17 protein-coding genes and 1 pseudogene are annotated in these 23,658 nt (G+C 69.8%); 12 read left to right on the top strand and 6 right to left on the bottom strand.

Annotated elements, in window-relative coordinates; genetic code table 11:
• Positions 1-137 precede the first annotated feature (137 nt).
• The gene (locus tag LR269_RS16545) at positions 138-1,034 is read left to right on the top strand and encodes a 3-methyladenine DNA glycosylase (protein WP_231431854.1); all 897 of its coding nucleotides are present in this window, start codon (positions 138-140) and stop codon (positions 1,032-1,034) included.
• A 291-nt stretch (positions 1,035-1,325) separates the two neighbouring features.
• Here the strand turns inward: LR269_RS16545 and LR269_RS16550 are convergent, their stop codons facing one another.
• Positions 1,326-2,252, bottom strand: a complete 927-nt coding sequence (locus LR269_RS16550) for an aldo/keto reductase family oxidoreductase (RefSeq protein WP_275506415.1) — start codon at positions 2,250-2,252, stop codon at positions 1,326-1,328.
• Between the two features lie 9 nt (positions 2,253-2,261).
• Entirely contained in the window at positions 2,262-3,002 is a 741-nt protein-coding gene (locus tag LR269_RS16555; protein WP_231431855.1) for an SDR family oxidoreductase, read from the bottom strand.
• Between the two features lie 219 nt (positions 3,003-3,221).
• On the opposite strand from LR269_RS16555, the pseudogene LR269_RS16560 reads away from it, so the two are divergent.
• The 3 genes and pseudogenes from LR269_RS16560 to LR269_RS16570 form a co-directional block, all read left to right on the top strand.
• Positions 3,222-3,326, top strand: a pseudogene (locus LR269_RS16560) (sigma factor); the annotation flags it as partial.
• A 193-nt stretch (positions 3,327-3,519) separates the two neighbouring features.
• Positions 3,520-4,059, top strand: a complete 540-nt coding sequence (locus LR269_RS16565) for a sigma factor-like helix-turn-helix DNA-binding protein (protein ID WP_231431856.1) — start codon at positions 3,520-3,522, stop codon at positions 4,057-4,059.
• A gap of 24 nt (positions 4,060-4,083) precedes the next feature.
• On the top strand, positions 4,084-4,374 hold the full coding sequence (locus LR269_RS16570; protein ID WP_231431857.1) for a DUF1905 domain-containing protein: 291 nt from the start codon (positions 4,084-4,086) through the stop codon (positions 4,372-4,374).
• 16 nt (positions 4,375-4,390) lie between these two features.
• On the opposite strand, the gene LR269_RS16575 is transcribed toward LR269_RS16570, so the two are convergent.
• Positions 4,391-5,014: a glyoxalase gene (locus LR269_RS16575; RefSeq protein ID WP_231431858.1), complete on the bottom strand. Its 624-nt coding sequence runs from the start codon at positions 5,012-5,014 to the stop codon at positions 4,391-4,393.
• A gap of 195 nt (positions 5,015-5,209) precedes the next feature.
• Between LR269_RS16575 and LR269_RS16580 the strand changes: the two genes are divergently transcribed.
• Both LR269_RS16580 and LR269_RS16585 read left to right on the top strand, forming a co-directional pair.
• Positions 5,210-7,135, top strand: a complete 1,926-nt coding sequence (locus LR269_RS16580; protein ID WP_231431859.1) for a glycoside hydrolase family 5 protein — start codon at positions 5,210-5,212, stop codon at positions 7,133-7,135.
• 331 nt (positions 7,136-7,466) lie between these two features.
• Complete coding sequence (locus LR269_RS16585) at positions 7,467-10,820, top strand: beta-N-acetylglucosaminidase domain-containing protein (protein WP_231431860.1); 3,354 nt, start codon at positions 7,467-7,469, stop codon at positions 10,818-10,820.
• Positions 10,821-10,882: 62 nt separating this feature from the next.
• On the opposite strand, the gene LR269_RS16590 is transcribed toward LR269_RS16585, so the two are convergent.
• Together LR269_RS16590 and LR269_RS16595 are read right to left on the bottom strand one after the other, a co-directional pair.
• A complete protein-coding gene (locus LR269_RS16590) occupies positions 10,883-12,001 on the bottom strand; it encodes a metallophosphoesterase (protein ID WP_231431861.1) in 1,119 nt (372 codons plus the stop codon).
• On the bottom strand, positions 11,998-14,088 hold the full coding sequence (locus LR269_RS16595) for a DUF5054 domain-containing protein (protein ID WP_231431862.1): 2,091 nt from the start codon (positions 14,086-14,088) through the stop codon (positions 11,998-12,000). Before LR269_RS16595 ends, LR269_RS16590 begins: the two co-directional genes overlap by 4 nt.
• 155 nt (positions 14,089-14,243) lie before the next feature.
• Between LR269_RS16595 and LR269_RS16600 the strand changes: the two genes are divergently transcribed.
• The 4 genes from LR269_RS16600 to LR269_RS16615 all read left to right on the top strand — a co-directional run bounded on the left by LR269_RS16600 (position 14,244) and on the right by LR269_RS16615 (position 19,415).
• Positions 14,244-15,218: a carbohydrate ABC transporter permease gene (locus LR269_RS16600; RefSeq protein WP_231431863.1), complete on the top strand. Its 975-nt coding sequence runs from the start codon at positions 14,244-14,246 to the stop codon at positions 15,216-15,218.
• Positions 15,218-16,159, top strand: a complete 942-nt coding sequence (locus LR269_RS16605; RefSeq protein ID WP_374201146.1) for a carbohydrate ABC transporter permease — start codon at positions 15,218-15,220, stop codon at positions 16,157-16,159. The genes LR269_RS16600 and LR269_RS16605 overlap by 1 nt, the downstream gene beginning before the upstream one ends.
• 85 nt (positions 16,160-16,244) lie before the next feature.
• Entirely contained in the window at positions 16,245-17,564 is a 1,320-nt protein-coding gene (locus LR269_RS16610; protein ID WP_231431864.1) for a sugar ABC transporter substrate-binding protein, read from the top strand.
• A 105-nt stretch (positions 17,565-17,669) separates the two neighbouring features.
• Positions 17,670-19,415: a beta-galactosidase family protein gene (locus LR269_RS16615; RefSeq protein ID WP_231431865.1), complete on the top strand. Its 1,746-nt coding sequence runs from the start codon at positions 17,670-17,672 to the stop codon at positions 19,413-19,415.
• A 41-nt stretch (positions 19,416-19,456) separates the two neighbouring features.
• Here the strand turns inward: LR269_RS16615 and LR269_RS16620 are convergent, their stop codons facing one another.
• The gene (locus LR269_RS16620) at positions 19,457-20,488 is read right to left on the bottom strand and encodes a LacI family DNA-binding transcriptional regulator (RefSeq protein WP_231431866.1); all 1,032 of its coding nucleotides are present in this window, start codon (positions 20,486-20,488) and stop codon (positions 19,457-19,459) included.
• Between the two features lie 47 nt (positions 20,489-20,535).
• On the opposite strand from LR269_RS16620, the gene LR269_RS16625 reads away from it, so the two are divergent.
• Entirely contained in the window at positions 20,536-22,800 is a 2,265-nt protein-coding gene (locus LR269_RS16625; protein ID WP_231431867.1) for an alpha-galactosidase, read from the top strand.
• On the top strand, positions 22,797-23,645 hold the full coding sequence (locus tag LR269_RS19050) for a DMT family transporter (protein ID WP_231431868.1): 849 nt from the start codon (positions 22,797-22,799) through the stop codon (positions 23,643-23,645). The genes LR269_RS16625 and LR269_RS19050 overlap by 4 nt, the downstream gene beginning before the upstream one ends.
• Positions 23,646-23,658: the final 13 nt, after the last annotated feature.

Here is a 23,658-nt window from a genome sequence, read left to right on the forward strand (position 1 = left end):
GTCTCGCACCCGCCGCCGACATGCGATCCGTGGTCGAGTGGGCGCGCAGGGGCGTATCGAGACCACGAGCCCTCGCCGACGGTGGTCTCGATACGCGCTTCGCGCTCCTCGACCGGCCGGGAACGTACCCTTGGAGCATGACCACCGTGCTCGCCGCCGACGACTGGCGTGCCCGCGCCGGGGCGCACGCCGAGCGGGCCGACGCCCTCACGGCCGGTCATCGCGCCCGCGCAGCGGCGCGCGAGAAGCACCCCATCGAGGACTTCCTCTTCACGTACTACTCGTACTCGCCGAGCCTGCTGCGCCGCTGGCATCCCGGCCCCGGCCTCGAGCTCGACGGCGCCGCCGGCACGCCTCGCGCCGAGTGGCGCTGGTACGGCGCCGGCCGCTCCCCCGGATCGCTCGTCGTCGACCGTGACGCGATGCAGGCGGAGAAGGGACCGATGCTCGCGACCGTCGAGCGCATGCTGCGGCTCACGGCGTCACGCCAGGGCGCGTTCGGATGCTTCGGGCTGCACGAGTGGGCGATGGTGTACCGCCAGCGCGAGCACCGCCACCCCGTGCCGCTGCGGCTCGGCCAGGCCGCGACCGACGAGGTCGTCGAAGCGCACGAGCTGCGCTGCACCCACATCGACGCCTACCGGTTCTTCACGGCCGACGCGGTGCCGCGCAACCGCTTCGAGCCGACCCGCGAGACGCAGCCGAGGCTCGAACAGCCCGGCTGCCTGCACGCCAACATGGACGTCTACAAGTGGGCCGTGAAGCTCGGTCCGCTCGTGCCCGGCGAGCTGCTGCTCGACGCGTTCGAGCTGGCCAGGGACATCCGCTATCTCGACATGCAGGCGTCGCCCTACGACATGGAGCCGTGGGGCGGCGAGCCCGTGCGCATCGAGACGCCCGACGGCAAGGCCGAGTACGTGCGTCGGCAGCGCGGGTTCGCCGAGCGGGCGAACGGGCTCCGGCGCAGCATCCTCGATGCCGCGTTCGCAAGGTCGACGCCGGCGACGGCCGGCACGTCGACGAGATCGCGCTGAATCGGGCTGAATCGGGCTGAATCGGGCTGAATCGGGCTGGGCGGGAGATCCACTTCCGTGGAGGCGTCCACAAGTCCACAAATCCACACCCGAGGCGTCCATGAATCCACAAATCCACGCCCGAGGCGTCCACACATCCACAAATCCACACAGCCGCCGGCGCGATTCCCCGCCGGATCCGCTGAGCGCGGCGAGCGGTGCGCCGTCGCGACGATGCGCGCGAGCGCGACGGCCCACCAGATCGCGAGGCGTCGGTACGGACGGCCTCGGTGGCGACCGGCCTGAGGGCGCTCAGGGCACCTGGTAGCCGGCGGCGCGGAAGAGCTCGTACCACTCAGGGCGCGTGAGCGGCACGGCCGAGCCCGCCGCCGCGTCGGCGACGCGCGACGGGTTGGTCGTGCCGAGCACGACCTGCATGTTCGCGGGGTGCCGGGTGATCCACGCGGTCGCGATCGCGATCGGCGCCACGTCGTACTTCTCGGCGAGCCGGTCGATGGCCGAGTTGAGCTCGGGGTAGTCGGCCGACCCGAGGAACACGCCGCTGAAGAACCCCGCCTGCAGTGGAGACCACGCCTGGATCGTGATGCCGTTCATCCGGCAGTAGTCGACGATGCCGCCGTCGAGCATCGTCGACTGCCAGAACCCCTGCATGTTCGCCGAGATGCCCTGCGCGATGATCGGCGCGTGCGTGATCGACAGCTGCAGCTGGTTGGCGACGATCGGCTGCCGCACCGAGCGGCGCAGCAGTTCGAGCTGGCTCGGCGTGTGGTTCGAGACCCCGAAGGCGCGCACCTTCCCTGACGCCTCGAGCTCGTCGAACGCCCGGGCGACCTCGTCGGGCTCGACCAGGGCGTCGGGGCGGTGCAGCAGCAGGATGTCGAGGTAGTCGGTCTGCAGCGCCTCGAGCGACCCCTCGACCGACTCGATGATGTGCTCGTACGAGAAGTCGAAGTACGGGCCGTCCTTCACGATGCCGCACTTCGTCTGCAGGGTGACCTGCTCGCGCTCCGCGGGCGTCAGCTGCATCGCCTCGGCGAAGCGGCGCTCGCAGGCGTGCAGCGTCTCGCCGTAGATGTCGGCATGGTCGAAGAAGTCGATGCCCGCGTCGCGGGCCGTGCCGATGAGGGTGCGCACCTCGTCGTCGCCGAGCTGCTCGATGCGCATGAGTCCGAGCACGACGTTGGGCGCCGCGATGCCGGCGAGATCGATGGTCTTCACTGGTGCAGGCTATCGGTCGGCCACCCACTCGTCGAACGTCCGGGTCGCACGCACGGCGCCCGGACCGGGCAACGTGACGCCGGATCGCATCGCGGCGAACTGCTTGCCGGGCAGTGACACGGCCAGCACCGGTCCCTTCAGGCCCTGGGCTCTGGCGAGCTTGCGGATCATCTCCTCGAGCCGCTCCTCGCGCGGGCCGGCGAGGTCGGCGACGTGCCCGGCGGGGCCGGCCTCAGCGAGCGCGACGAGTCGCTCGCCGACCTCGCGCGCCGCGACCGGCGCGGTGCGCACCTTCGGCGCGAGGTGGACGCCCGCGAACGACATGCCCTCGAGCATCTGCCCGGCGAACTCGTGGAACTGCATCGCGCGCTGGATGGTCCAGGGCACGTCGCCCTGCTCGACGACGCGCTCCTGGGCGAGCTTCGCCGCGTAGTACCCGTACGGCGCACGGTCGATGCCAACGATCGAGAGCAGCACGTGGTGGGGCACGCCGGCCGCGGCCTCTGCGGCGAGCAGGTTCCGCGACCCCGTCGTGAAGAACGCCTCGGCCTTCTTCGCGTCGAGCGTCGTCACGTTGCTCGTGTCGACGACCGCGTCGACGCCCTGCAGCGCCCGGGCGAGTCCCTCGCCCGAGATCACGTCGACCCCGGCCGAGCGGGTGAGCACCACGACCTCGTGCCCGCGTTCGCGGGCGACGTCGACGACGTGGCGTCCGACGGTTCCGGTTCCCCCGGCAACGGCGATCTTCATGATGGGCTCCTCTGCATTCGGGCCGCGGATGCGGCGGCGGGCGGGGCATCCGTTCGCCCCTTCACCATCTCGACGACGCAGCCCGCCGGAATGCAAGGTGCCGGGCGCGTCGCCGCGTGCGAGGCTGGGGGCATGCCCGATGCGCCCATCGCTCCCACCGACGCGCGCGACGAGGCGCTCGACGCCGAGCGGCCCGCCCTCGTCGGCCTCGCCTACCGCATGCTCGGCACGGTGGCCGACGCCGAGGACGCGGTGCAGGAGGGCTTCGCCCGCTGGTACCGGATGCCTCCCGCAGACCGCGACTCGGTCGACCGGCCCGGCGCGTGGCTGATGCGCACGGTGGGCCGCATCTGCCTCGACCAGCTCGGCTCGGCACGTCGGCGACACGAGCACTACGTCGGCGAGTGGCTCCCGGAGCCGTTGCCGACCGCCGACGCCGCACGGTTCGCGGTGCGGGCCGCCGACGACCCGCTCGATCGCGCGATGCGACGAGTCGGTCTCGACGGCGCTGCTCGTCGTGCTCGAGTCGCTCACCCCCGCCGAGCGGGTCGCGTTCGTGCTGCACGAGGTGTTCGCGATGCCGTTCGCCGAGATCGCGGAGGTCGTCGGACGCACGTCCGCGGCCTGCCGGCAGCTCGCCGCCTCCGCCCGCCGGCACGTGCGCGAGCGACGAGCGGGCGTCGTCAGCCGCGAGCGCCACGACGAGGTCGTGCGCGCGTTCGTCGCCGCAGCGGGCACGGGGCGGCTCGAGTCGCTGCTGTCGCTGCTCGACCCCGACGTCGTGCTCCACTCCGACGGGGGCGGATTCGTCTCGGCGACGCGACGCCCCGTGCTCGGCCCCGACCGCGTGGCCCGATTCATCGCCGGCACCCTCACCCAGCGCGGTCCGGCGCTCGAGTGGTCGCTGCATGAGACGGCCGACGGGCTCACGCTCGCCTTCGGCGAGGACGGGATCGTCGATACCGTCGCCGTCATCGAGGTGCGCGGCGACGCGATCACCAACGCCTGGGTCATGCGCAACCCCGAGAAGCTCGGGCGGTGGAACGCGCCGGCGTGAACACGCCACCCGTATCCTGAGCCGATGGAGCTCGACTTCAGCGGTGCGCTGTGGTTCTGGCGCGGTCCCGCCCCGTGGCACTTCGTGACGGTGCCCGACGCAGCGTGCGACGACCTCGCGGCGATCGCGCCGTTCGTGAGCTACGGCTGGGGCATGGTGCCGGCGACCGTGCGCATCGGCGACAGCGAGTGGCCGACCGCGCTGTGGCCGAAGGACGGCGGCTACATCGTGCCCGTGAAGGCGTGGGTGCGCAGCGCCGAGTCGCTCGAGGTGGGCGACGTCGTCGACGTGCGACTCAGGGTCGGAACGCCCTGAGCCGCACCGCGACGACTCACGCGTCGGCGGGGGCCGTGACCGGCGCCCAGGCGAAGCCGTCGGGGTCGGTGTACGCGCCGTCGCCGCTCGCGATCACGAGGCGGTGCGAGCCAGAGCCCTCCTCGGGCACGCCCGCGTCCTTCGCGAGCGCGCGGCGCTTGTAGAGGCCGAGGCCGATCGGGCTGCGGGGCGTGTCGAAGTCGACGTAGCTGCCGAAGCTCTTGCCGACGGCGAAGCCGTGCTCGGCGTAGAAGCGCTTGCTCGCCGGGACGTCGTCGACGCCGAGCAGCAGGACGAGCCGATCGAAGTCGCGGCCGACGGGAACCGTGTCCTTCTTCGCCGAGGTCGCGAACTTCCAGATCGCGCCGTCGGGCGCCTGCACCGATGCGCCGACGCCCCAGAGCGACTTGGCGACGGGCTTCAGCACCGTGGCGCCGGCGGCGACGGCGGCGTCGAAGAGGGCCTGCACGTTGCCGGGCTGCGCGACGACGAGCGACAGCGTGTAGCCGCGGAAGCCCGTCGACGGCTCAGTGGCGAGCCGTGTGCGCACCCGTCCGTCGAGGCCGAGGGCGTCGGTGTAGAAGCGGTCGGCGGCGGTGGGGTCGTCGACGTCGAGGGTAATGGATTCGATGGTTGACATGTCGATCACGCTACGAGCGAGGCCCGCCCCGACGCTTCTCGAATCCTGACCGATGTGCGCCGACGTGCTCTGGCAACGCAAACATGTTTACGTTGACATTGCGGCTGGCACCCCCATAGCATTGCGACCGCCAGGCGTCGCCGCGAGTGCAGCCCGACAGCGTGACGACGCGGAGAAACGAACAGGGAGGTTCGAATGCATCGTCGCATCGCGACACTCGCAGTGGCCGCGGTCACCGCGGCGCTCGCCGTCTCGGCCATCGTCCCCGCGCATGCGGCGACCGAGTCGACGCCGATCGCACAGGTCACCGGGCCGCAGCTCGCGGCGTCGTGGACGCCGCCGCTGAGCACGAGGGGCCGGTACATCGTCGACGCCGACGGCGACCGATTCAAGCTCGAGTCCGCCAACTGGGACGGCGCACAGGGCCATTGGAACGGCAGCGGTGACAAGAACGACCCGGCCAACCACAACAGCGGCATGAGCTACGACATCCCCATGGGGCTCGACCGCGTGCCGATGGCGACGCTGATGAGCGACTTCCACGGACTCGGGCTCAACAGCATCCGGCTGTCGTACTCGAACGAGATGCTCGGAATGACCACCCCAGTGCCCGACGTCGCCGTGGCGGCGAACCCCTCGCTGAAGGGCAAGACCCCGCTGCAGGTCTTCGACGCGGTGGTCGACGCCCTCACGGCCGACGGCTTCGCGGTGATCCTCAACAACCACACCACGACGTCGCGCTGGTGCTGCGGCGCCGACGACGGCAACTCGAAGTGGTACAGCAGCCAGACCACGGAGAAGTGGATCAGCGACTGGGTGATGCTGACCGAGCGCTACGAGGACAACCCCCGCGTCGTGGGCATGGACCTCCGCAACGAGGTCCGCCGCGACGTCTGGAACGACCCGAACTGGGGCATGGGCGACGGCAACGATCTCTACCAGGCGTTCCAGAAGGCCGGCGTCGCCATCCAGCAGGCGAACCCCGACGTGCTCGTCATCATGGAGGGCATCAACTGGCAGGGCATCCCGCTCGACGGCTTCTTCCACGACCGGCCGCACCTCAAGCCCGTCGCGAACCTCTCGAACGCGCTCCCCTACCCCGACAAGCTCGTCTACGCGGCGCACATCTACGCCTACACGGGGCCGAAGCACACGGGTGCGACGGGGCTCGGCGAGACCCACGACCCCCGCTACCGCGACCTCACCCAGAGCGAGCTCGTGGCCGAGGTGAACCGGGCCGCCGCGTACGTCAATACGGCGGGCCAGCATTACACCGCCCCCGTGTGGTTCAGCGAGTTCGGCATCGGCCACGCCGCCGACACCGGCGCGCTCGACAAGGCCTGGTGGGTGAACTTCACCGACATCCTGATCGCGAACGACAGCGACTTCGCGGCGTGGCCGCTCGTGACGCAGGCCGATGCCGCCGGGAACTTCGCCGACGGCTACTCGCTGCTCGCCTACAAGCCCGACGGCACGAAGCTCAGCATCGCCGACGACTGGCGATACCCGCAGTGGGTGAAGCTCGTGAACGCGAACGGCAAGACCGGCCCCGTGGCCTCCGCGCCGCGCTGGAACATGATCGGCAGCGGCAGCTTCGTCGACAGTCAGTCGTCGCTGCGCATGCTGCAGGCGGGCGACTGGTCGCCGGGCCAGTGGAAGGGCACCTGCCCCGACAGCCAGCGCCTGCAGGGCATCGCGCGGAGCACCAACCGGGGCCTCTGCACCGACATCGGCGGCATCGCCACTTCGAACCCGCGCGTGCAGAGCGGCGAGGGCAACATCACGAACGACTGGGCCCCGGGGTACAGCAAGCTGCAGTGCAACCCGGGCGAGGTCGCCGTCGGCTACAGCCTCGGCACCGGCACCGGTACGAAGGCCGCGATGTGGAAGCTCGCCTGCGCGACGAGCACCACGGCGCTGCCGGCGAGCCAGGGCCGCCTGATCTGGTTCGACCAGGGCGACAACCGCCCGGCGGGCGGCGGCTCAACCGCCAGCGACTGGGCGCCCGGCAACTACAAGGGCCAGTGCAAGGACACCGAGTACATCGCGGGCGTTGCCTTCACCTACAACTGGAACCACGGCGGCGTGCCCGACGCGCTGCTCTGCAAGCCGCTGACCTGATCGGCGGACGACGAACGGGGCCGGGTCGCGATCGCGACCCGGCCCCTTCATTCCGCCCCGGCTGCTCGGCCGGCGTCCACGCGTGCCCGGTGAGACCAGCGGGCCGTTCCCGGCATCGAGAGCGAATCGGCCGCCGACGCTTGACGCGAGACTTCGCGATCGCCTAGGTTCGACTCCAACTTAGTTTACTAAGTCAACAAAGTCACCAGCGCGAAGCCCTCCAGCGGCGACGCGTTCACAACTTTCACACTCCTCGGATTCGTCGCCGGTGACGAGTCACCGCGACGGATCAGAGGCAACACCGACCCACACCCTGGGTCGAGGAGGCTGGATGATGCGCCCGATAGCAGGCCGCAAAATGATGCTCGGAACGGTGCTGATGTCAGCGTTGACGCTGTCATTGCTTTCCCCCTGGGTTGCGAACGCGGAGCCGTCCGCAACGCGGCCGTGCAAGTACGACCTGTATCCCAAGGTCCACAGCTGCACCTCTGGGCCGAGAAGCATGGCGATTCCGGAACAGACGACGATCAATCTCGTCGTCGACGATGGCGTCGGCCCCAACACCGCCGCCAAAGCGGAGGCACTGTTCGAGACGCGTGGCTTCGCGGTGACGACGGCGAGCCCGGACTCATCGCGGCGCGACATCGACGTTCTGGTGGGTATCGACGACGACGAGGGCGCCGATGACGCCTACCTCGACGGGACGTACGACCCGGCTCGTTCAATTGCCAATGACGACGGCTACGTACTCGAGATCAATGCCGCCGATCGGGTCGTCGCCATCGAGGGCAGGGACAACGACGCTGCGTTCTACGGCGTGACCACCCTCGATCAGATCCTCAGCCAGGCGGGCGTGGTCCTCCGCGACACACTGATCGAGGACTACGCGGACGTCAAGTTCCGGGGATTCATCGAGGGCTTCTATGGAACCCCCTGGTCGCACGAGAATCGGAAGGACCTCATGGTCTTCGGTGGCGATCACAAGATGAACTCCTACCTCTACGGACCGAAGAATGATCCCTACCACGCCGCCCGCTGGCGAGAGCCGTATCCCGCCGAGAAGCTTGCTGAACTGAAGGAGTTGGTCGACACGGGACGTGAAACCAACGTGCAGTTCGTCTGGGCGGCACACGTCGGCGGCAAGATCGACCTCGGCTCCGATGCGGATGTCCGAGCCCTCGAGGACAAGTTCGATCAGCTCTACGAAATCGGAGTCCGACAGTTCGCGATCTTCTTCGATGACGCCGCGACGAACAACGATCAGTTGGTGAACTTCATCACCCGCATCGATCGCGAGTACATCAAGCCCAAGGGCGACGTCCGCCCCATCATCTTCTGCCCGCAGTACTACCGAAAAGACGGCGGCAGTCCAGCGACGATCAACTACCTGAAGAGCATCAGCCGTTTCCCGAAGGATGTGGAGATCATGTGGACCGGCGACAACGTGGTGTCGCCGGTCTCGCAGAGCGCCATCGACTGGGTGACGCAATACATCGACCGGCCCGTCTACATGTGGTGGAACTACCCGGTCAACGATCTCGGGCGCGCCGGATATGTCCATATGGGACCGTCGAAGGGCCTGCACGCGGGCGTGGAGAACGTCTCCGGCTTCGCCGCGAACCCGATGAATCAGGCCCAGGCATCGAAGGTCTCCCTCTTCAGCGTCGCGGACTACACGTGGAACACCGACGATTACAATGCAGACCTGAGTTGGCAGGCCTCGTTCGCCCGCATCATCCCGGACGATGCGACGGCGGCCCGGGCGTTGCGGATCTTCTCGGCCCATGCCTCAGCCGGCCTGAATCCGTTCGACACCCCGGAGTCCGCCTATCTGCTGCCGGAGCTGGCCTCCTTCAAACAACTGCTCGCTGCCGACGGTGAGGTCGACGAATCAGGCGCGACCCTGATCCGATCCTTCGACGAGATCAGTAGCGCGATCGACACGCTCGAGGCGTACGACGGATCGAACGGCATCTCCGGAGAAGTGGGGCCTTGGCTCGACGAGCTCAAACGGATCGCGCAAGTGAGCAGGGCCACGGTTCAGGGAATCCTCGACCTGGACGACCTCACTCCGGATGATCCGGCGTCGATCCGAGCTGCGATGACCCTCATCTCGGACCAGCGAGCCGGCCTCAAGGCCGCAGTCTCGTCTTCGCCGAAGGTGATTGCGCAGAAGGAGCTCGTTCCCTTCATCGAGGAGATCCTCTCGCTCGTCGAGATTCGACTCATGAACGCGCTCTCGCTGCCGCCCAAGATGCATGGCTTCGGAAGCACGACCTTGGACTACCCGAAGATGCTGGACGGCGACCTGTCCACAGCGGCCGGATCGGGCGCATTCGTGTCCCGTGGAGCGTACTTCGGTGTGAATCTCGGCAGAACGACGCGCATCGACAACGTGCTCATCAGCATGGACGCCAAGAACTACTACAAGCAGGGCGTGCTCGAGGCATCGATCGACAACGCCACCTGGTTCGAAGTGGCCGGTTTCGACAGCAGTTCGGTCTCCGCTCGGCAACTCGACGTCGAAGCACAGTTCCTGCGCTACCGCGCCACCGACGAGTTCACGGATGAGGTCACCGGCTCGCCCAATCGCGGGTTGTCGGTCAAGGAGTTCCGCGTGAACGTGGAAGACCCTGCCGAGGTCTTCACGAACGTGGCCGGTCTGCAGGGTCGTGCCCTCTCCTTCGAAGGATCGACCGTCGCGCTGCGAGGCTCCGGCGATCTCACCGTGGAGCCGGGAGAGTACTTCGGCTTCCGCTTCAACAAGCTCAAGAACGCGCATTCGCTGAGGATCGACGATGACCTGAGGTTCCTGAGCGCCGAGTTCTCGACCGACGGACGTGCATGGACCGCGATGAACTGGTCGGATCCGCGCATCAACGCAGCGACGTACATTCGCGTGGTGAACACGTCGACGGTCGCGCAGGACATCGCGCTACAGGAGCTCTCCGTTGCACTCGGCGGCTCCATCCGCCCCACGGCGAGCGCGCACAACGTGAGCGTCTACTCCGGAAAGGTCGAGAACATCGTCGACGGCGACCCGGTCACGTCCTTCTGGCTCCGAGGGGCGGGCGGTGACCGGCACTTCGTCTTCGATCTGGGACGCGAAATCCCGGTCTACGACCTGTGGATCAGATCGGAGAAGGACCTCGTGTCTTCGGGCCGCATCGAGTTGAGTTCTGACGGGACGAACTGGCGTGATCCGGTCACGTTCGCCAAGGCCGGGGCCGACAACGTCGTGAAGCTCGGCGGCGAGTCGGCTCGCTACGTGAAGCTGACGGACGGCGTGCAGAGCAACTGGCTCAAGGTGCTGGACGTCGCGGTCAATTCGACTGTCGACGAAGACACCACGGTGCTCACCGGTGATCCGGGCGGCCTCGAGAGGCTGCTCGATCTCGACCTCTTCACCTCCGTCGACGTGGGCGACACGGCCGGCGCATTGACGTACAGCAACGTCAACACGCCCGACGCGACCAACCTCATCCTGGTCAAGGACGAAGAATCGGAGGTCGACCTAAAGGTCAAGCCGGCTGACGGTCAGGAGTGGATCGATGCGGGGACACTGACCGGCGGTTATGTCAATGTCGATCTGAGCAGGTTCGGGGAGATCTCCGAGTTCAAGCTGCAATGGACCTCGGGCTCGGGACTGCGGCTGAACGAGTTGTTCGTCGGGACGCTCGGCTAGGAACGACGAAAGGGGCCGGGTCGCGATCGCGACCCGGCCCCTGCTCGTTCGGGCGTGAGAGGTCAGGTGAGCGGCGCGAGCCGCACCTCCTGCAGCACCGTGCCCGCGAGGTCGCGCATCGTGAGCACGAGCTCCTCGGCGCTCGCCTCGCCGTCGATCCAGGCGGCCGCCTCCTCGCTCGTCACGTCGAAGTCAGGCCCGCCGCCGATGAGCTGCGCGTACGGGAAGTCCTCGGTCGCCGGCATCCACGTCTGGTAGTGGGTATGCCCCGACACGATGACCTGGGCGCCCCACTCGACGAGCGCGTCGTGCCAGGCATCGCGGCTCATCCGGCTGAACCAGTCGTAGCCCTCGTCGTCGTAGTCGACGACCGCCTCGTCGATCCAGCGCAGCGGGATGTGGCAGAACACGACGCGGTACGGGGCGTCCCGGAACTCGGGGCGCGCGGTCACCTCGCGCAGCCACTCGGCCTGCTCGGCGCGCAGCGGCTCGAAGGCGACGCGCCCCTCGAACGTCGGGTGGGCGTCGGGCTTGTCCTCGCCGGTGTGGAGCACGACGCACGCGACCGGCCCGATGCGGAACGCGGTGAACGGCCGCCCCTCGGGCGTCGCCACGAAGTCCTCGAGCTGGTACGCCCAGGTGCCGCGCACGTCGTGGTTGCCCACCACGATCGCGAGGGGGCGCCCCGCACTGACGTCGAGGCCCGCCGGGTTCAGCACCGTCGAGGTGAACCACGACGGGTCCTTCCAGTCGTTGCAGAGGTCGCCGTTCCAGACGAGCACGTCGACTTCGGGGGTCGCCTCGTGCAGCGCCCGCAGGGTGTCGTCCTGCTGATGGGTGTCGTTCCACACGGCGAAGCGCGCGCGATCGGATGCCGCGTCGAGGGTGCGCACGGGCTTCCACCCGCTCTCGTGCCGCTCCGCCGGCGCCTCGACCGACTCGGTGACCGAGCGCACGCGCAGGGCGGTGCCGGCGGGCCACCCCGCGGTGCGGACACGCAGCACCCGGTCGCCCTGGGGCACCATGCCGAAGGCGTCGGCGGTCGCGGTGCCGCGCGTGCCGTCGGCCCCCTCCCACTCGAGCCATCCCCGGCTGAGCCGGCTCACACCCCAGACGACCTCGAACCCGTCGGCGCGCGGCGCCATCACGACGGGCGGGCTCGTCACGAGCTCGTCGCTCACCTGCCGAGCTCCAGTTCGAAGCGGTAGCTGAGGTCGTCGTCGAACCACATCCGGAAGTTCGTGCCCCAGACGTTGTTGTGCAGGTTGACGTGCAGGCCGTCCGCCGGCTCGGCCACGAGATCGTCGAACCGGAGCAGGCGCGGCTCACCGACCGCGACGAGCGGGGCGTCGATCGTGCGCAGGCGGAAGTGCTGCGAACCTCGGCATTCGATCGCGGAAACCGCGTGCAGGCTGCGGTTGCCGCGCGAGACGACTCGTCGGGGGTCGACCGGCACGCCGAGCTTGTCGAGACGCCAGTCGCCGTCGACCCTCGGGCGGAAGCCGAACCAGCTCGCCTCGGGAAGCCGCGACGCCTCGCGGTCGAGCACGTCGAGCTCGATGCCGATCGGGGCGTCGGCGTGCGGGAATCGATAGCGCAACCGCAGACGGCGGGGCGCACCCCAGAGCGCGGCGGCCCGCTCGGGCATGACGAGTTCGAATTCGACGCGGTCGGCATCGGCCTCGGTGATGCGGCCCGCTGACTCGACCACCGGTGCGGACACCTGCGCCGGCTGGCGTTCGGCGATCGAGAGCCCCGGCTTCGACTGGTCGGGGATCGCCCAGAAGCCGGTCTCGTCGAGGTCGCGGCAGTACTCGTCCACCCAGCGCGCCTCGTCGCGCTCGTCGAAGGTCTGATGGCGGTACGCACCGAGTCGATGCTCGGGACCTGCCCACTGCCGGCCCGCTTCGTCGACGAGCGAGACGATCGAGCCGTCGTCGCCGAACCGCACCGTGAACCCGCCGAGCGCGAGGTCGTCGCCGCGCTCGACGGGTGTGCGCCGGGCGTCGCTGCTCGATGTGCCCCGCGTCTCGCCCGCCGACGTCGGCGTGAGGCCGGCGATCGCCGCGCGCGCCGCCGCACCGCGTTCGGGTGCGAGGGCATCGACCGCACGGTCGAGGTAGCCGCGCTGCTCCGCCCACGAGGCTTCGAAGCCCGAGTAGCGCAGGCCCTGCGCCCCGGCGTGCTCCGCGGCCCACTCGAACCGCGCCGCCTCCGGGGGGTTGGCGGCGAGGTCGATCTCGTCGCGCGAACGGGCCGCCGCGAAGTCGTCCTTCGTGTAGTTCGCGTAGTCGGGCAGGAAGGTCTTCAGGTCCTCGCCCCAGGTGTGCTCGGCGATGAGCAGCAGCGCCTCGCTGAACCGGTCGCACTCGTCATCGCCCTCGACGAGGTCGCCGTTCGCGATCCACTCGGCTCGCAGCCCGAGCAGGCCGCGCAGGCCCGCGGTCAGCAGCGGGTCGGCCCCGACCCCGTGGATCCAGGTGTCGCCGATCTCGTCGTCGACGACGGGCAGCTCGTCGCGCACGGCGAGTACGGCTCGTGCGAAGTCGTCGAGGCCCGAGGCCACGATGCGCGCATCCGGGTGCGCCTCCGCGAGCTGCGCGAAGAGCACCTCGACCTCGTCGGCCGAGGGTGGGCCGAAGTTGTCGCCCGTGAACGCGAGGTGCAGGGCGTCGGTGCCGCCGGGCACGACGGCGAGCCCGAGGTCGGTCGCTCCGTAGCTGCCGGCGTAGTTCACGACGACCTCGCTGCCGTCGGGTGCGACCCAGCGGAAGAACTCGGGGACCTCGGGAACCGCCGAGGCGCCGTTCACCCCGAGGTGCAGGTAGTCGAGCCCGGCCGCTGCGAGCGCGGGGACGAGGCCGACGGTGTGGCCGGGCACGTCGGTCATCTTCGCGGCGAGCGTACGACGTTCGAACCGTTCGTCGAGGCGCTTCGCGATCGAGATGCCGTAGTCGACGAGGGCTCGGTCCATCACCTCGGTGTGCGTCGTCAGGGGGAGGCCGTGCCAGTGGATGCGGCGCTTCCGGATCGCCTCCTCGAGCCGCGCCCGCTCGGCCGGAGCGCTGGATCGGAGGGACTCGTGGATGAGCCACGAGCCGGTCGTCCAGGTGAACCGCGCAGGGCCGCCGCGCCGCTCGAGCTCCTCGGAGAGGTCGATCGCCCTCGGCAGGTACGAGTGCAGGTACCGGTCGGCGATGTCACTGGCGAGCGCCGTGAAGCCGATGTCGAGGTGCGTCTTGAAGACGACGTGAATGGTGCTGATCATGCGGTGCTGGCTCCTTCGCCGACAGTCTTGCATAACTGGTGTTTGCGCAAACATGATCCTGACGTATACTCCACTGGGAACGCAAACATTCACGAAGGAGTGCGACCGCGCATGACGAAGACGTCACCCGCCCGAGGTGCGAGAGCAGGCCGCAGATGACCACGGCGCACGTGCAGGCCGATCCCCCATCCGGCGTCTCCGCCGCGACGTACGCGAGCCGGGTCGCACCCGATGCCGCGACGGGTCGAACCGGTCGCCGCAGGGTGCGCCGCGACTGGGCGGGCTGGTGGTTCGTCGGACCGTTCATGCTCGTCTTCGCGCTCGTGCTCATCGCGCCGCTCGCCTACGCGATCTTCCTCAGCCTCTTCCGCGAGACCCTGGTCGGCGGCACCCACTTCGTCGGGCTCGAGAACTACGCCCTCGCCCTGACCGACCCCAAGTTCTGGGACGCGACGATCCGGGTCACGGTCTTCCTCTGCGTCCAGGTGCCGATCATGCTCGGGCTCGCCCTCTTCGTGGCGCTCGCGCTCGACAGCGCGCGCCTGCGGTTCGTGCCGCTGTACCGACTCAGCATCTTCCTGCCGTACGCGGTGCCCGGCGTCGTCGCCGTCATGATCTGGGGCTACATGTACGGCTCCCAGTTCGGGCTCGTCGCCGACCTCAACCACTGGCTCGGCACGACCATCCCGGCCCCCCTCTCCGACAGCTACATCATGCCCGCGATCGCCAACATCGTGACCTGGGAGTTCGTCGGCTACAACATGCTGATCTTCTTCTCGGCCTTGAAGGCCGTGCCGCAGGAGCTCTACGAGGCGGCCGAGATCGACGGTGCGGGCGCGTTCCGCACGATCTTCGCCATCAAGCTCCCGTCGATCCGCGGAGCGATCCTCGTGGCGACGATCTTCTCGATCATCGGCAGCTTCCAGCTCTTCAACGAGCCGGCCGTCCTGCAGTCGATCGCCCCGAACGTCATCACGAGCTACTTCACCCCGAACCTGTACGCGTTCAACCTGTCGTTCGCCGGCTCGCAGTTCAACTACGCCGCGGCGATCGCGATCGTCTCGGGCCTCATCACGATGGTCGTCGCGTACTTCGCGCAGTCGACGGGCAACAAGCAGGAGAAGCGCTGATGGCCACCGAATCGATCACCACCGCCGGCCGTCGGCCGAGCCGTCTCGCGAGCGGGCGGGTGCCCTTCGCGAGCCGCCCTGCGCAGCGCCGCGGTCCGCGCAACCGCCGGGCCTCGATCACGCTGACGATCCTCATGATGCTCATGCTGCTGTACTGCGTCGTGCCGCTCGTGTGGCTCGTGATCAACGCGACCAAGAGCCGATCCGACCTCTACGACACCTTCGCGCTCTGGTTCGCACCCGACTTCGCCCTCTTCGACAACATCGTCGAGGTGTTCACGTACAACGACGGCGAGTTCACCCGCTGGTTCGCGAACACCCTGCTCTACGTCGTCGTCGGCGCGGGCGGCGCCACCCTGCTCGCCACCCTCGCGGGGTACGGGCTCGCGAAGTACCGCTTCCCCGGACGCCGCGCGGTGTTCGCCATCATCCTGGGCGCGCTCGCCATCCCCGGCTCCGTGCTCGCGGTCCCGCAGTTCCTCATGTTCAGCGGAATGGGCCTCACGAACACTCCCTGGTCGGTCATCATCCCGTCGCTCGTGAGCGCCTTCGGGCTCTACCTGGTGTGGGTGTACGCCGCCGAGGCGATCCCCGACGAACTCCTCGAGGCGGCGCGCCTCGACGGCGCGGGCGAACTGCGCATCTTCTTCTCGATCTCGCTGCGGCAGTTGGCTCCCGCCCTGATCACCGTGCTCATGTTCGCCGTCGTCGCGACGTGGAACAACTACTTCCTCCCGCTGATCATGCTGAGCGACCCCGAGTGGTACCCGCTCACGGTCGGCCTCAACCAATGGGCCTCGAAGTCGACCGCCGTCGGCACCCTGCCCATCCCGAACCTGGTGATCACCGGATCGTTGCTCACCGTGATTCCGATCTCCGCGGCCTTCCTCTACCTGCAGCGCTACTGGCAGTCGGGGCTCACCGCGGGGAGCGTGAAATAGCCGCCCCTGTCGGCCCGCACCACCCGCACCACCCGCAAGACACCTGCAAACACCTCAGATACAGCACCCGAGAAAGGGACCGCACGTGAAGAACACCACCAAGCGCCTGTGGAAGCGCGCCGGCGTCGTCGCCGGCACCGGCGCACTCCTCGTCGGCGCGCTCTCCGGCTGCGCCGCCGGCGCGTCGGGCGATGAGAGCACCGACATCGAGGCCGCCCTCGACACCGAGACCACGCTCACCTGGTGGACCTGGGGCGACACCACCCAGGCCTGGGCCGACGCGTTCATGAAGGAGCACCCGAAGATCACGATCGAGGTCGTCAAGGTCGACAACCCCGACGCCGCGGTGACCAAGCTGCAGAACGCCGTGAAGGCCGGCTCCGGGGCCCCCGACATCATCCCCGTCGAGTACCAGACGCTGCCCCAGCTGACGCTCGGCGACGCCCTCGCCGACCTGACGCCCTACGGCCTCGCCGACAACGAGGACGAGTTCACCGCATCGACGTGGAACGCCGTCAACGTGCAGGGCGAGCTCGTCGGCCTGCCGCTCGACTCGGGCCCCATGGTCATGATCTACAACACCGATCTCTACCAGAAGGCGGGCGTGGCCGAGGCCCCGAAGACGTGGGACGAGTTCGCGGCGGCGTCCGCGAAGATCCACGCCTACGACCCCGAGGCGTACATCGCCAACGCGGGCGACGCCGGCTTCTTCACGAGCATGATCTGGTCGTTCGGCGGCCAGCCGTTCAAGACCGACGGCGAGAACGTGACGATCGACCTCCAGGACGAGGGCTCGAAGCAGTTCGCCGACTTCTGGGGCGGCATGCTGGAGAAGGGCGAGCTGTCGCAGGTCCCGACCTGGTCGGACGAGTGGAACCGGGCGCTCGCGGCCGGCAAGCTCGGCACGCTCATGATGGGGGCCTGGGAGATCGGCGGCCCGACCGATGCCGGCGACACCTGGAAGGTCGCGCCGATGCCGTCGGCCGACGGTCAGCCCGCCTCGGCCGAGAACGGCGGCAGCGCGATCGCCGTCACCGAGCAGTCGAAGCACAAGGCGGCGGCCGCCGCCGTGCTGCAGTGGCTCGCCACCGGCGAGGGCCGCGACCTCGTCAACCAGGGCGGCTTCCCGTCGACGACCGCGACCATGAGCGACCCCGAGTGGCTCGGCCGCACCTGGCCGGAGGTCTACGGCGACCAGACCGCGAACGAGGTCGGCGCCGCCGCGGCCGAGTCCGTCATCCCCGGCTGGCAGTACCTGCCCTACCAGGGTTACGCGAACAGCGTGTTCGGCGACTCGGTCGGCAAGGCGCTCGCCTCGGAGAGCGACCTGAACGCCGCCCTGCTCGAGTGGCAGGACACCCTCGTCGAGTACGGCAACTCGCAGGGCTTCACCGTCAACGAGTAGCCGCACCGAACCGCGGGGGATCTGCTCGCGCAGATCCCCCGCGGCATGCCTCCCCACAACCGCTCCGAGCGTTTCGCCCGAGCCAGCACCTCCGAGAGAGCCCCGATGCCTTCCTTCACGATCGGCGAGACCGACTTCCTGCTCGACGGAGCACCGTTCCAGGTGATCTCCGGCGCGATGCACTACTTCCGCGTGCACCCCGACCAGTGGGCCGACCGGATTCGGAAGGCTCGGATGATGGGCCTCAACACCATCGAGACCTACGTGCCGTGGAACGAGCACTCCCCCGAGCGGGGCGCCTTCCGAACCTCCGGCGGCCTCGACCTCGCACGCTTCCTCGACCTCGTGCACGAGGCCGGCCTGTTCGCGATCGTGCGCCCCGGCCCGTACATCTGCGCCGAGTGGCACGACGGCGGCCTGCCGGGATGGCTCACCGCCGACCCGTCCGTGACGCTGCGATCGAGCGATCCCGCGTACCTCGACGCCGTCGGCGAGTACCTCGACGCGGTCTACGACGTCGTCCGCACCCGCCAGGTGCACGAGGGCGGCCCGGTCGTGCTCGTGCAGATCGAGAACGAGTACGGGGCCTACGGCGACGACGCCGACTACCTGCGGGCGCTCGTCGAGCGCACCCGCGATGCGGGCATCGGCGTTCCGCTCACGACCGTCGACCAGCCCCTCGACGGCATGCTCGCCCGTGGCGGCCTCGACGAGCTGCACCGCACGGGTTCGTTCGGCTCGCGCGCGTCAGAGCGCCTCGCGACGCTGCGACGCCATCAGCCCACCGGCCCGCTCATGTGCTCCGAGTTCTGGTGCGGCTGGTTCGACAGCTGGGGCGAGCCGCACCACACCACGCCCGCCGCCGACTCGGCCGCGGAGCTCGACACCATGCTCGCCGCGGGCGCCTCGGTCAACATCTACATGTTCCACGGCGGCACCAACTTCGGGTTCACCTCCGGGGCGAACGACAAGGGCATCTACCGACCCATCGCGACCTCCTACGACTACGACGCCCCGCTCGCCGAAGACGGCACCCCGACCGAGAAGTACTGGCGCTTCCGCGAGGTCATCGCGAAGTACGCGCCCGTTCCCGACGAGGCTCCCGCCGAGCGCACCGACGCGCCGGTCATCGACATCGCGCTCGACCGCCGGGCGGCGGTCGGCGACACGGACCTCGTCTGCGACGCGACCTACGAGGGCCTGCCGGATGCCTCCGCCTTCGGCGCTCCCCGCGGCTTCTCGCACTACGCCGTCGACGTCGATCACGGCGGTCTCCTCGCGTTCTCGGAGGTGCGCGACCGCGCCCACGTCTTCCTCGACGGCGCCCGGGTCGGAACGATCGACCGCGAGCACGGCGAGCGGGTCATCGCGGTGCCGCGCGCCGGGCGGCTCTCGCTGCTCGTCGAGCATCTCGGCGGGGTCAACTACGGCCCGCGCCTCGGCGAGGCGAAGGGGCTCATCGGGCCGGCGACGCTCGACGGGCGGCTGCTCGAGGGCTGGCGTGCCGGCGGACTGGATCTCGGCATCGATCGGGTGCGCTCGGCGATCGCCGCCGCCGACCACCGCTCGTCCGCCCCCGTCGTCGGTCCGGCGTTCGCGGCGGGCACCTTCCACCTCGACGCGCCGAGCGACCTGCACCTCGATACGCGGGCCTGGGGCGCCGGGGTGGCCTGGGTGAACGGCTTCAACCTCGGACGGCACTGGAGCCGCGGACCGCAGCGCACCCTCTACGTGCCCGCGCCGCTCGTGCGGGCGGGCGAGAACGAGCTCATCGTGCTCGAACTGTCGGGCCTCGTCTCGGCGACGGCGCGGTTCACCGACCGGCCCGACCTCGGACCGACCGAGGTCTGATGAACTCCAGCGGCCCACTGCCGGCACGAGGCATCCGCCCGCTATGCGGTGACGCGGGCGGGCCCGGTGCTGTCGCGCACGACGAGCCGGGTGGGGATCAGGATCTTCTGCCGCTCGACGGCCCCGCCGTCGATGAGCGCGAGCAGCGACTCGGTCGCCTTGCGGCCGACGTCGTCGAAGTTCTGGTGCACGGTCGTGAGCGCGGGCCAGAAGGCGAGCGCCTCGTCGCTGTCGTCGAACCCGACGACGCTCACGTCGTCGGGCACGCGCAGCCCCGCCTCGTGCAGGGCGTGCAGCACGCCGAGCGCCATCTGGTCGTTGCCTGCGAAGATCGCGGTCGGCACCTCGCCCGACTCGATGAGCGCGCGGCCGTGTGCGAGCCCGGAGGCGGCCGACCAGTCGCCGACGAGCACCTCGGGCACCGGCAGTGCGGCCTTCTCGAGCACACGACGATATGCGTCGGCGCGGCGGGTCGCCGAGTACGAGTTCTGCGGGCCGGAGACGTGCACGATGCGGCGATGGCCGAGGCCGAGCAGATGGTCGAGGGCGAGCCTCGCGCCCTGCTCCTGGTCGGTGTCGACGATCGTGTACGGCAGTTCGGCGTCGGAGTCGACGATCACGACCGGGAGCCCGGCGGTGATCGTCCACTCGTCGAGCGGACCGACCTCCGCCGACATGACGAGGATGATGCCGTCGACCGCCTGCTCCTCGAGCCGGCCGAACGCGCCCGCGACGTCGAGCTGGGTGGGGTCGGCGATCGAGAGCAGGGTCGTCGTGTAACCGGCCGACTCGGAGGCGACCGTCACGGCGTCGAGCGTGCGCTCGTTGCCGAGCGTGGCCAGGTTGAAGGTCACGAAGCCGATGCTGCGGAAGCGGCCCGACTTGAGATTGCGAGCTGCGCTGTTCGGACGGTAGCCGAGCTCGCGCATCGAGGCCAGCACACGATCGCGCGTCGACGGCCGTACGTTGTTCTGCCCGTTCGCCACCCGCGAGACGGTCTGCGCGGACACGCCGGCGTGCGCCGCGACGTCGTTGATCGAGGCTCGGGCGGAAGAATTCGGACCTTGCTTCATGGCAACGTAAACACTATCCACAACCGCCCAGCGAGAGGAACCCTCCCATGACCGTCGTCTCAGATTTCGGCCTCCTCCTGCGCTCGGGCGGCGTCGCGCTCGCGCTGGACGTGCGCGGGGGCGGACTGCCCACGGTGGTGCATTGGGGGCCCGACCTCGGCGATCTCGACGCCGTCGGGTTCGGCGCCCTCGCCGACGCCGGAATCGCCTCGGTCGCGGCGAGCGAGGTCGACGAGCCGGTGCAGCTCTCGCTGCTTCCCGAGCACAGCCGCGGCTGGCTCGGGCAGCCCGGCATCAGCGGCTCGCGCGACGGCTCGGCCTGGTCGCCTCGCTTCACCACGACCGGTGCCCGGCTCGACGGGAGGCGGCTCGACGTGCTCGCGGACACCGGGATCGCGTCGCCCGCCGAGGCTCGCGCCTCGGGACGAACCCTCGTGAGCTGCGGCGCGGGTCGGGTCGTCTTCGAGGCTTCCGACCGGGTGACCGGGCTCGGCCTCGAGCTCACCGTCGAACTCACCGAGTCGGGCGTCGTGCGATGCCGGGCCGTGCTCGAGAACCTCGAGCCGATGCCCTACCGGCTCGACGAGCTGCTGCTCTGCCTGCCCGTTCCGCCGTTCGCCGCAGAGACGCTCGACTTCGCGGGCCGCTGGGGCCGCGAGCGCGCAGCGCAGCGGCAGCAGGTCGGCGTCGGCCTGCACCGTCGCGAGGGACGCCACGGCCGAACCGGCCTCGATGCGGCGACCCTCCTCTTCGCCGGCGAGCCGGGGTTCGGCTTCGCGAGCGGCGAGGTCTGGGGCGTGCACACCGCGTGGTCGGGCAACCACGTGCACCAGCTCGAACGCGACCTCGGCGGCCGTCAACTGCTCGGCGGCGGCGAACTGCTGCTGCCGGGCGAGATCGTGCTCGAGCCCGGCGACCGCTATACGAGCCCGTGGGTGTACGGCGTGCACGGCAACGGGCTCGACGAAGCCGCGCGCCGCGTGCACCGGCTGCTGCGCGCCCGCCGGCAGCACCCGAGATCGCCGCGGCCGGTGACGCTCAACACCTGGGAGGCGGTCTACTTCGACCACGACTTCGACGTGCTCGCCGAGCTCGCCGAGCTCGCCGCCTCGGTCGGCGTCGAGCGGTTCGTGCTCGACGACGGCTGGTTCGGCGGCCGCCGCAACGACCGCGCGGGCCTCGGCGACTGGACCGTGTCGAGCGAGGTCTGGCCCGACGGGCTGCATCCGCTCGTCGACCGGGTGCGCGGACTCGGCATGCAGTTCGGCCTCTGGGTCGAGCCCGAGATGGTGAACCCCGATTCCGAGCTCGCGCGGAGCCATCCCGAGTGGATCATGTCGGCCCGCGACGGATGGCCCGTCGAGTCGCGCCACCAGCAGGTGCTCGACCTCGCACATCCCGGCTGCTACGCGCACATCCGCGATGCGCTCGTGGCGCTGCTCGACGAGTACGACATCTCGTACCTGAAGTGGGACCACAATCGAGACCTCGTCGACGCCGGCTCGGGACCCGGCCGCCGACCCGGCGTGCACCGGCAGACGGCCGCGTTCTACCGGCTCGTCGACGAGTTGAAGGCGCGGTACCCGCACCTCGAGATCGAGTCGTGCTCGTCGGGGGGCGGCCGGGTCGACCTCGGCGCACTCGAGCGCACCGACCGGGTCTGGATCTCCGACAACAACGATCCGCTCGACCGCGGCGACATCAACCGATGGACGACCCAGCTCGTGCCGCCCGAGCTCATGGGCACCCACATCGCCTCGGCCCGCTCGCACACGACCGGACGCACGCACTCGCTCTCGTACCGCGCGATCACGGCGCTGTTCGGCCACCTCGGCATCGAGACCGACCTGCGACGTGCCGACGATGCCGAGCTCGCCGAGCTCGCCGACTGGGTCGCGCTGCACCGCCGCCACCGGGAGCTGTTGCACGACGGCGACCTCGTGCGCCTCGACCACCCCGACACGTCGCTCGCACTCGAGGGGGTCGTGGCCCACGACCGCTCGCGCGCGCTCTACGCCTACTCGTCCCGGGCGCGCTCGCCGCTGGCGGGCGCGGGCCGGATCCGGTTGCCCGGGCTCGCGCCGCACCGCGACTACCGTGTCGAGCCCGTGCGCCTCGGTGAGCAGCCCGATGCCGGCGACCGCCCAGCCTGGTGGGACTCCGGCCGGCTCGTGCTCACCGGCGCGGCCCTCGGTTCGGCCGGGGTCGCGATGCCGGCGCTGCACCCCGAACAGGCCGTCCTGCTCGAGGTGACCGCCGTCGACGCCGAGGTCTTCGCCGACCTCCCCGGGGGCGACCAGGGCACCTCGTGAGCCCGATCGTGCTCGCCGCGGTGCTCGGCGCCGCGGTGCTCCACGGCACATGGAACGCGATCGCCAAGGCCATCCCCGCGCGCCTGGTCGCCTCGGCGCTCATCGGTGCCGTCTACCTCGTCGCGGGGGCCGTCGGATGCCTCGTGCTGCCGCCGATCGCGGCGGCGAGCGTGCCGTACCTCATCGCGTCGGCGATCGCGCAGACGCTCTACCTGGTGCTGCTGACGGCCGCGTACGCGCGCAGCGAGTTCGGTCGCGCGTACCCGCTGACCCGCGGGCTGTCGGTACTCGGAATCACGCTCGCCTCGACGACGCTCCTGGGCGAGCGGCTCACCCCCGTGCAGCTGCTCGGCATCGCGGTCGTCGCGCTCTCGCTGCTCTCGCTGTCGTGGACGCGCGGGGGCGCACCGGGCGACCGGGTCGGCACGCTGCTCATGATCGCGGTCGGCGCGACCGTGACCGTCTACTCGGTGCTCGACGGCATCGGCGTCCGCGCCTCGGGGCAGCCGCTGGGCTACGCCGCGTGGCTCTTCCTGCTGCAGGGCGCGGCGATCCCGCTCGTGTGCCTCGCCCTCGCCCCCGATCGCCGGGCGTTCGTGCTGGGGTTGCGCACGCACGCGATGCTCGGGGTGATCGGCGGGGTGATCTCGCTCGCCGCGTACACGATCGTCGTCTGGGCCCAGTCGGTGGCCCCGCTGGCGGTCGTCTCGGCGCTGCGCGAGACGGGCGTGATCGCCGCGAGTGCGATCGGCTACGTCGTGTTCCGCGAACGGCTCCGGCCGTGGCGCCTCGTCGCGAGCCTGTGCGCCGTCGCCGGCATCGTGGCGATCCGCGCGGGCGGCTGACCGCCCGTCCCGA

It is taken from the genome of Agromyces sp. S2-1-8, assembly GCF_021129215.1.
GTDB lineage: Bacteria > Actinomycetota > Actinomycetes > Actinomycetales > Microbacteriaceae > Agromyces > Agromyces chromiiresistens.

Bases quoted from the DNA above. Each gene is read 5' to 3' on its own strand.
- LR269_RS16545 (WP_231431854.1), top strand. From the start codon at position 138: ATGACCACCGTGCTCGCCGCCGACGACTGGCGTGCCCGCGCCGGGGCG.
- LR269_RS16555 (WP_231431855.1), bottom strand. From the start codon at position 3,002: ATGAAGATCGCCGTTGCCGGGGGAACCGGAACCGTCGGACGCCACGTC.
- LR269_RS16570 (WP_231431857.1), top strand. From the start codon at position 4,084: ATGGAGCTCGACTTCAGCGGTGCGCTGTGGTTCTGGCGCGGTCCCGCC.
- LR269_RS16575 (WP_231431858.1), bottom strand. From the start codon at position 5,014: ATGTCAACCATCGAATCCATTACCCTCGACGTCGACGACCCCACCGCC.
- LR269_RS16580 (WP_231431859.1), top strand. From the start codon at position 5,210: ATGCATCGTCGCATCGCGACACTCGCAGTGGCCGCGGTCACCGCGGCG.
- LR269_RS16585 (WP_231431860.1), top strand. From the start codon at position 7,467: ATGATGCGCCCGATAGCAGGCCGCAAAATGATGCTCGGAACGGTGCTG.
- LR269_RS16595 (WP_231431862.1), bottom strand. From the start codon at position 14,088: ATGATCAGCACCATTCACGTCGTCTTCAAGACGCACCTCGACATCGGC.
- LR269_RS16600 (WP_231431863.1), top strand. From the start codon at position 14,244: ATGACCACGGCGCACGTGCAGGCCGATCCCCCATCCGGCGTCTCCGCC.
- LR269_RS16605 (WP_374201146.1), top strand. From the start codon at position 15,218: ATGGCCACCGAATCGATCACCACCGCCGGCCGTCGGCCGAGCCGTCTC.
- LR269_RS16615 (WP_231431865.1), top strand. From the start codon at position 17,670: ATGCCTTCCTTCACGATCGGCGAGACCGACTTCCTGCTCGACGGAGCA.
- LR269_RS16620 (WP_231431866.1), bottom strand. From the start codon at position 20,488: ATGAAGCAAGGTCCGAATTCTTCCGCCCGAGCCTCGATCAACGACGTC.
- LR269_RS16625 (WP_231431867.1), top strand. From the start codon at position 20,536: ATGACCGTCGTCTCAGATTTCGGCCTCCTCCTGCGCTCGGGCGGCGTC.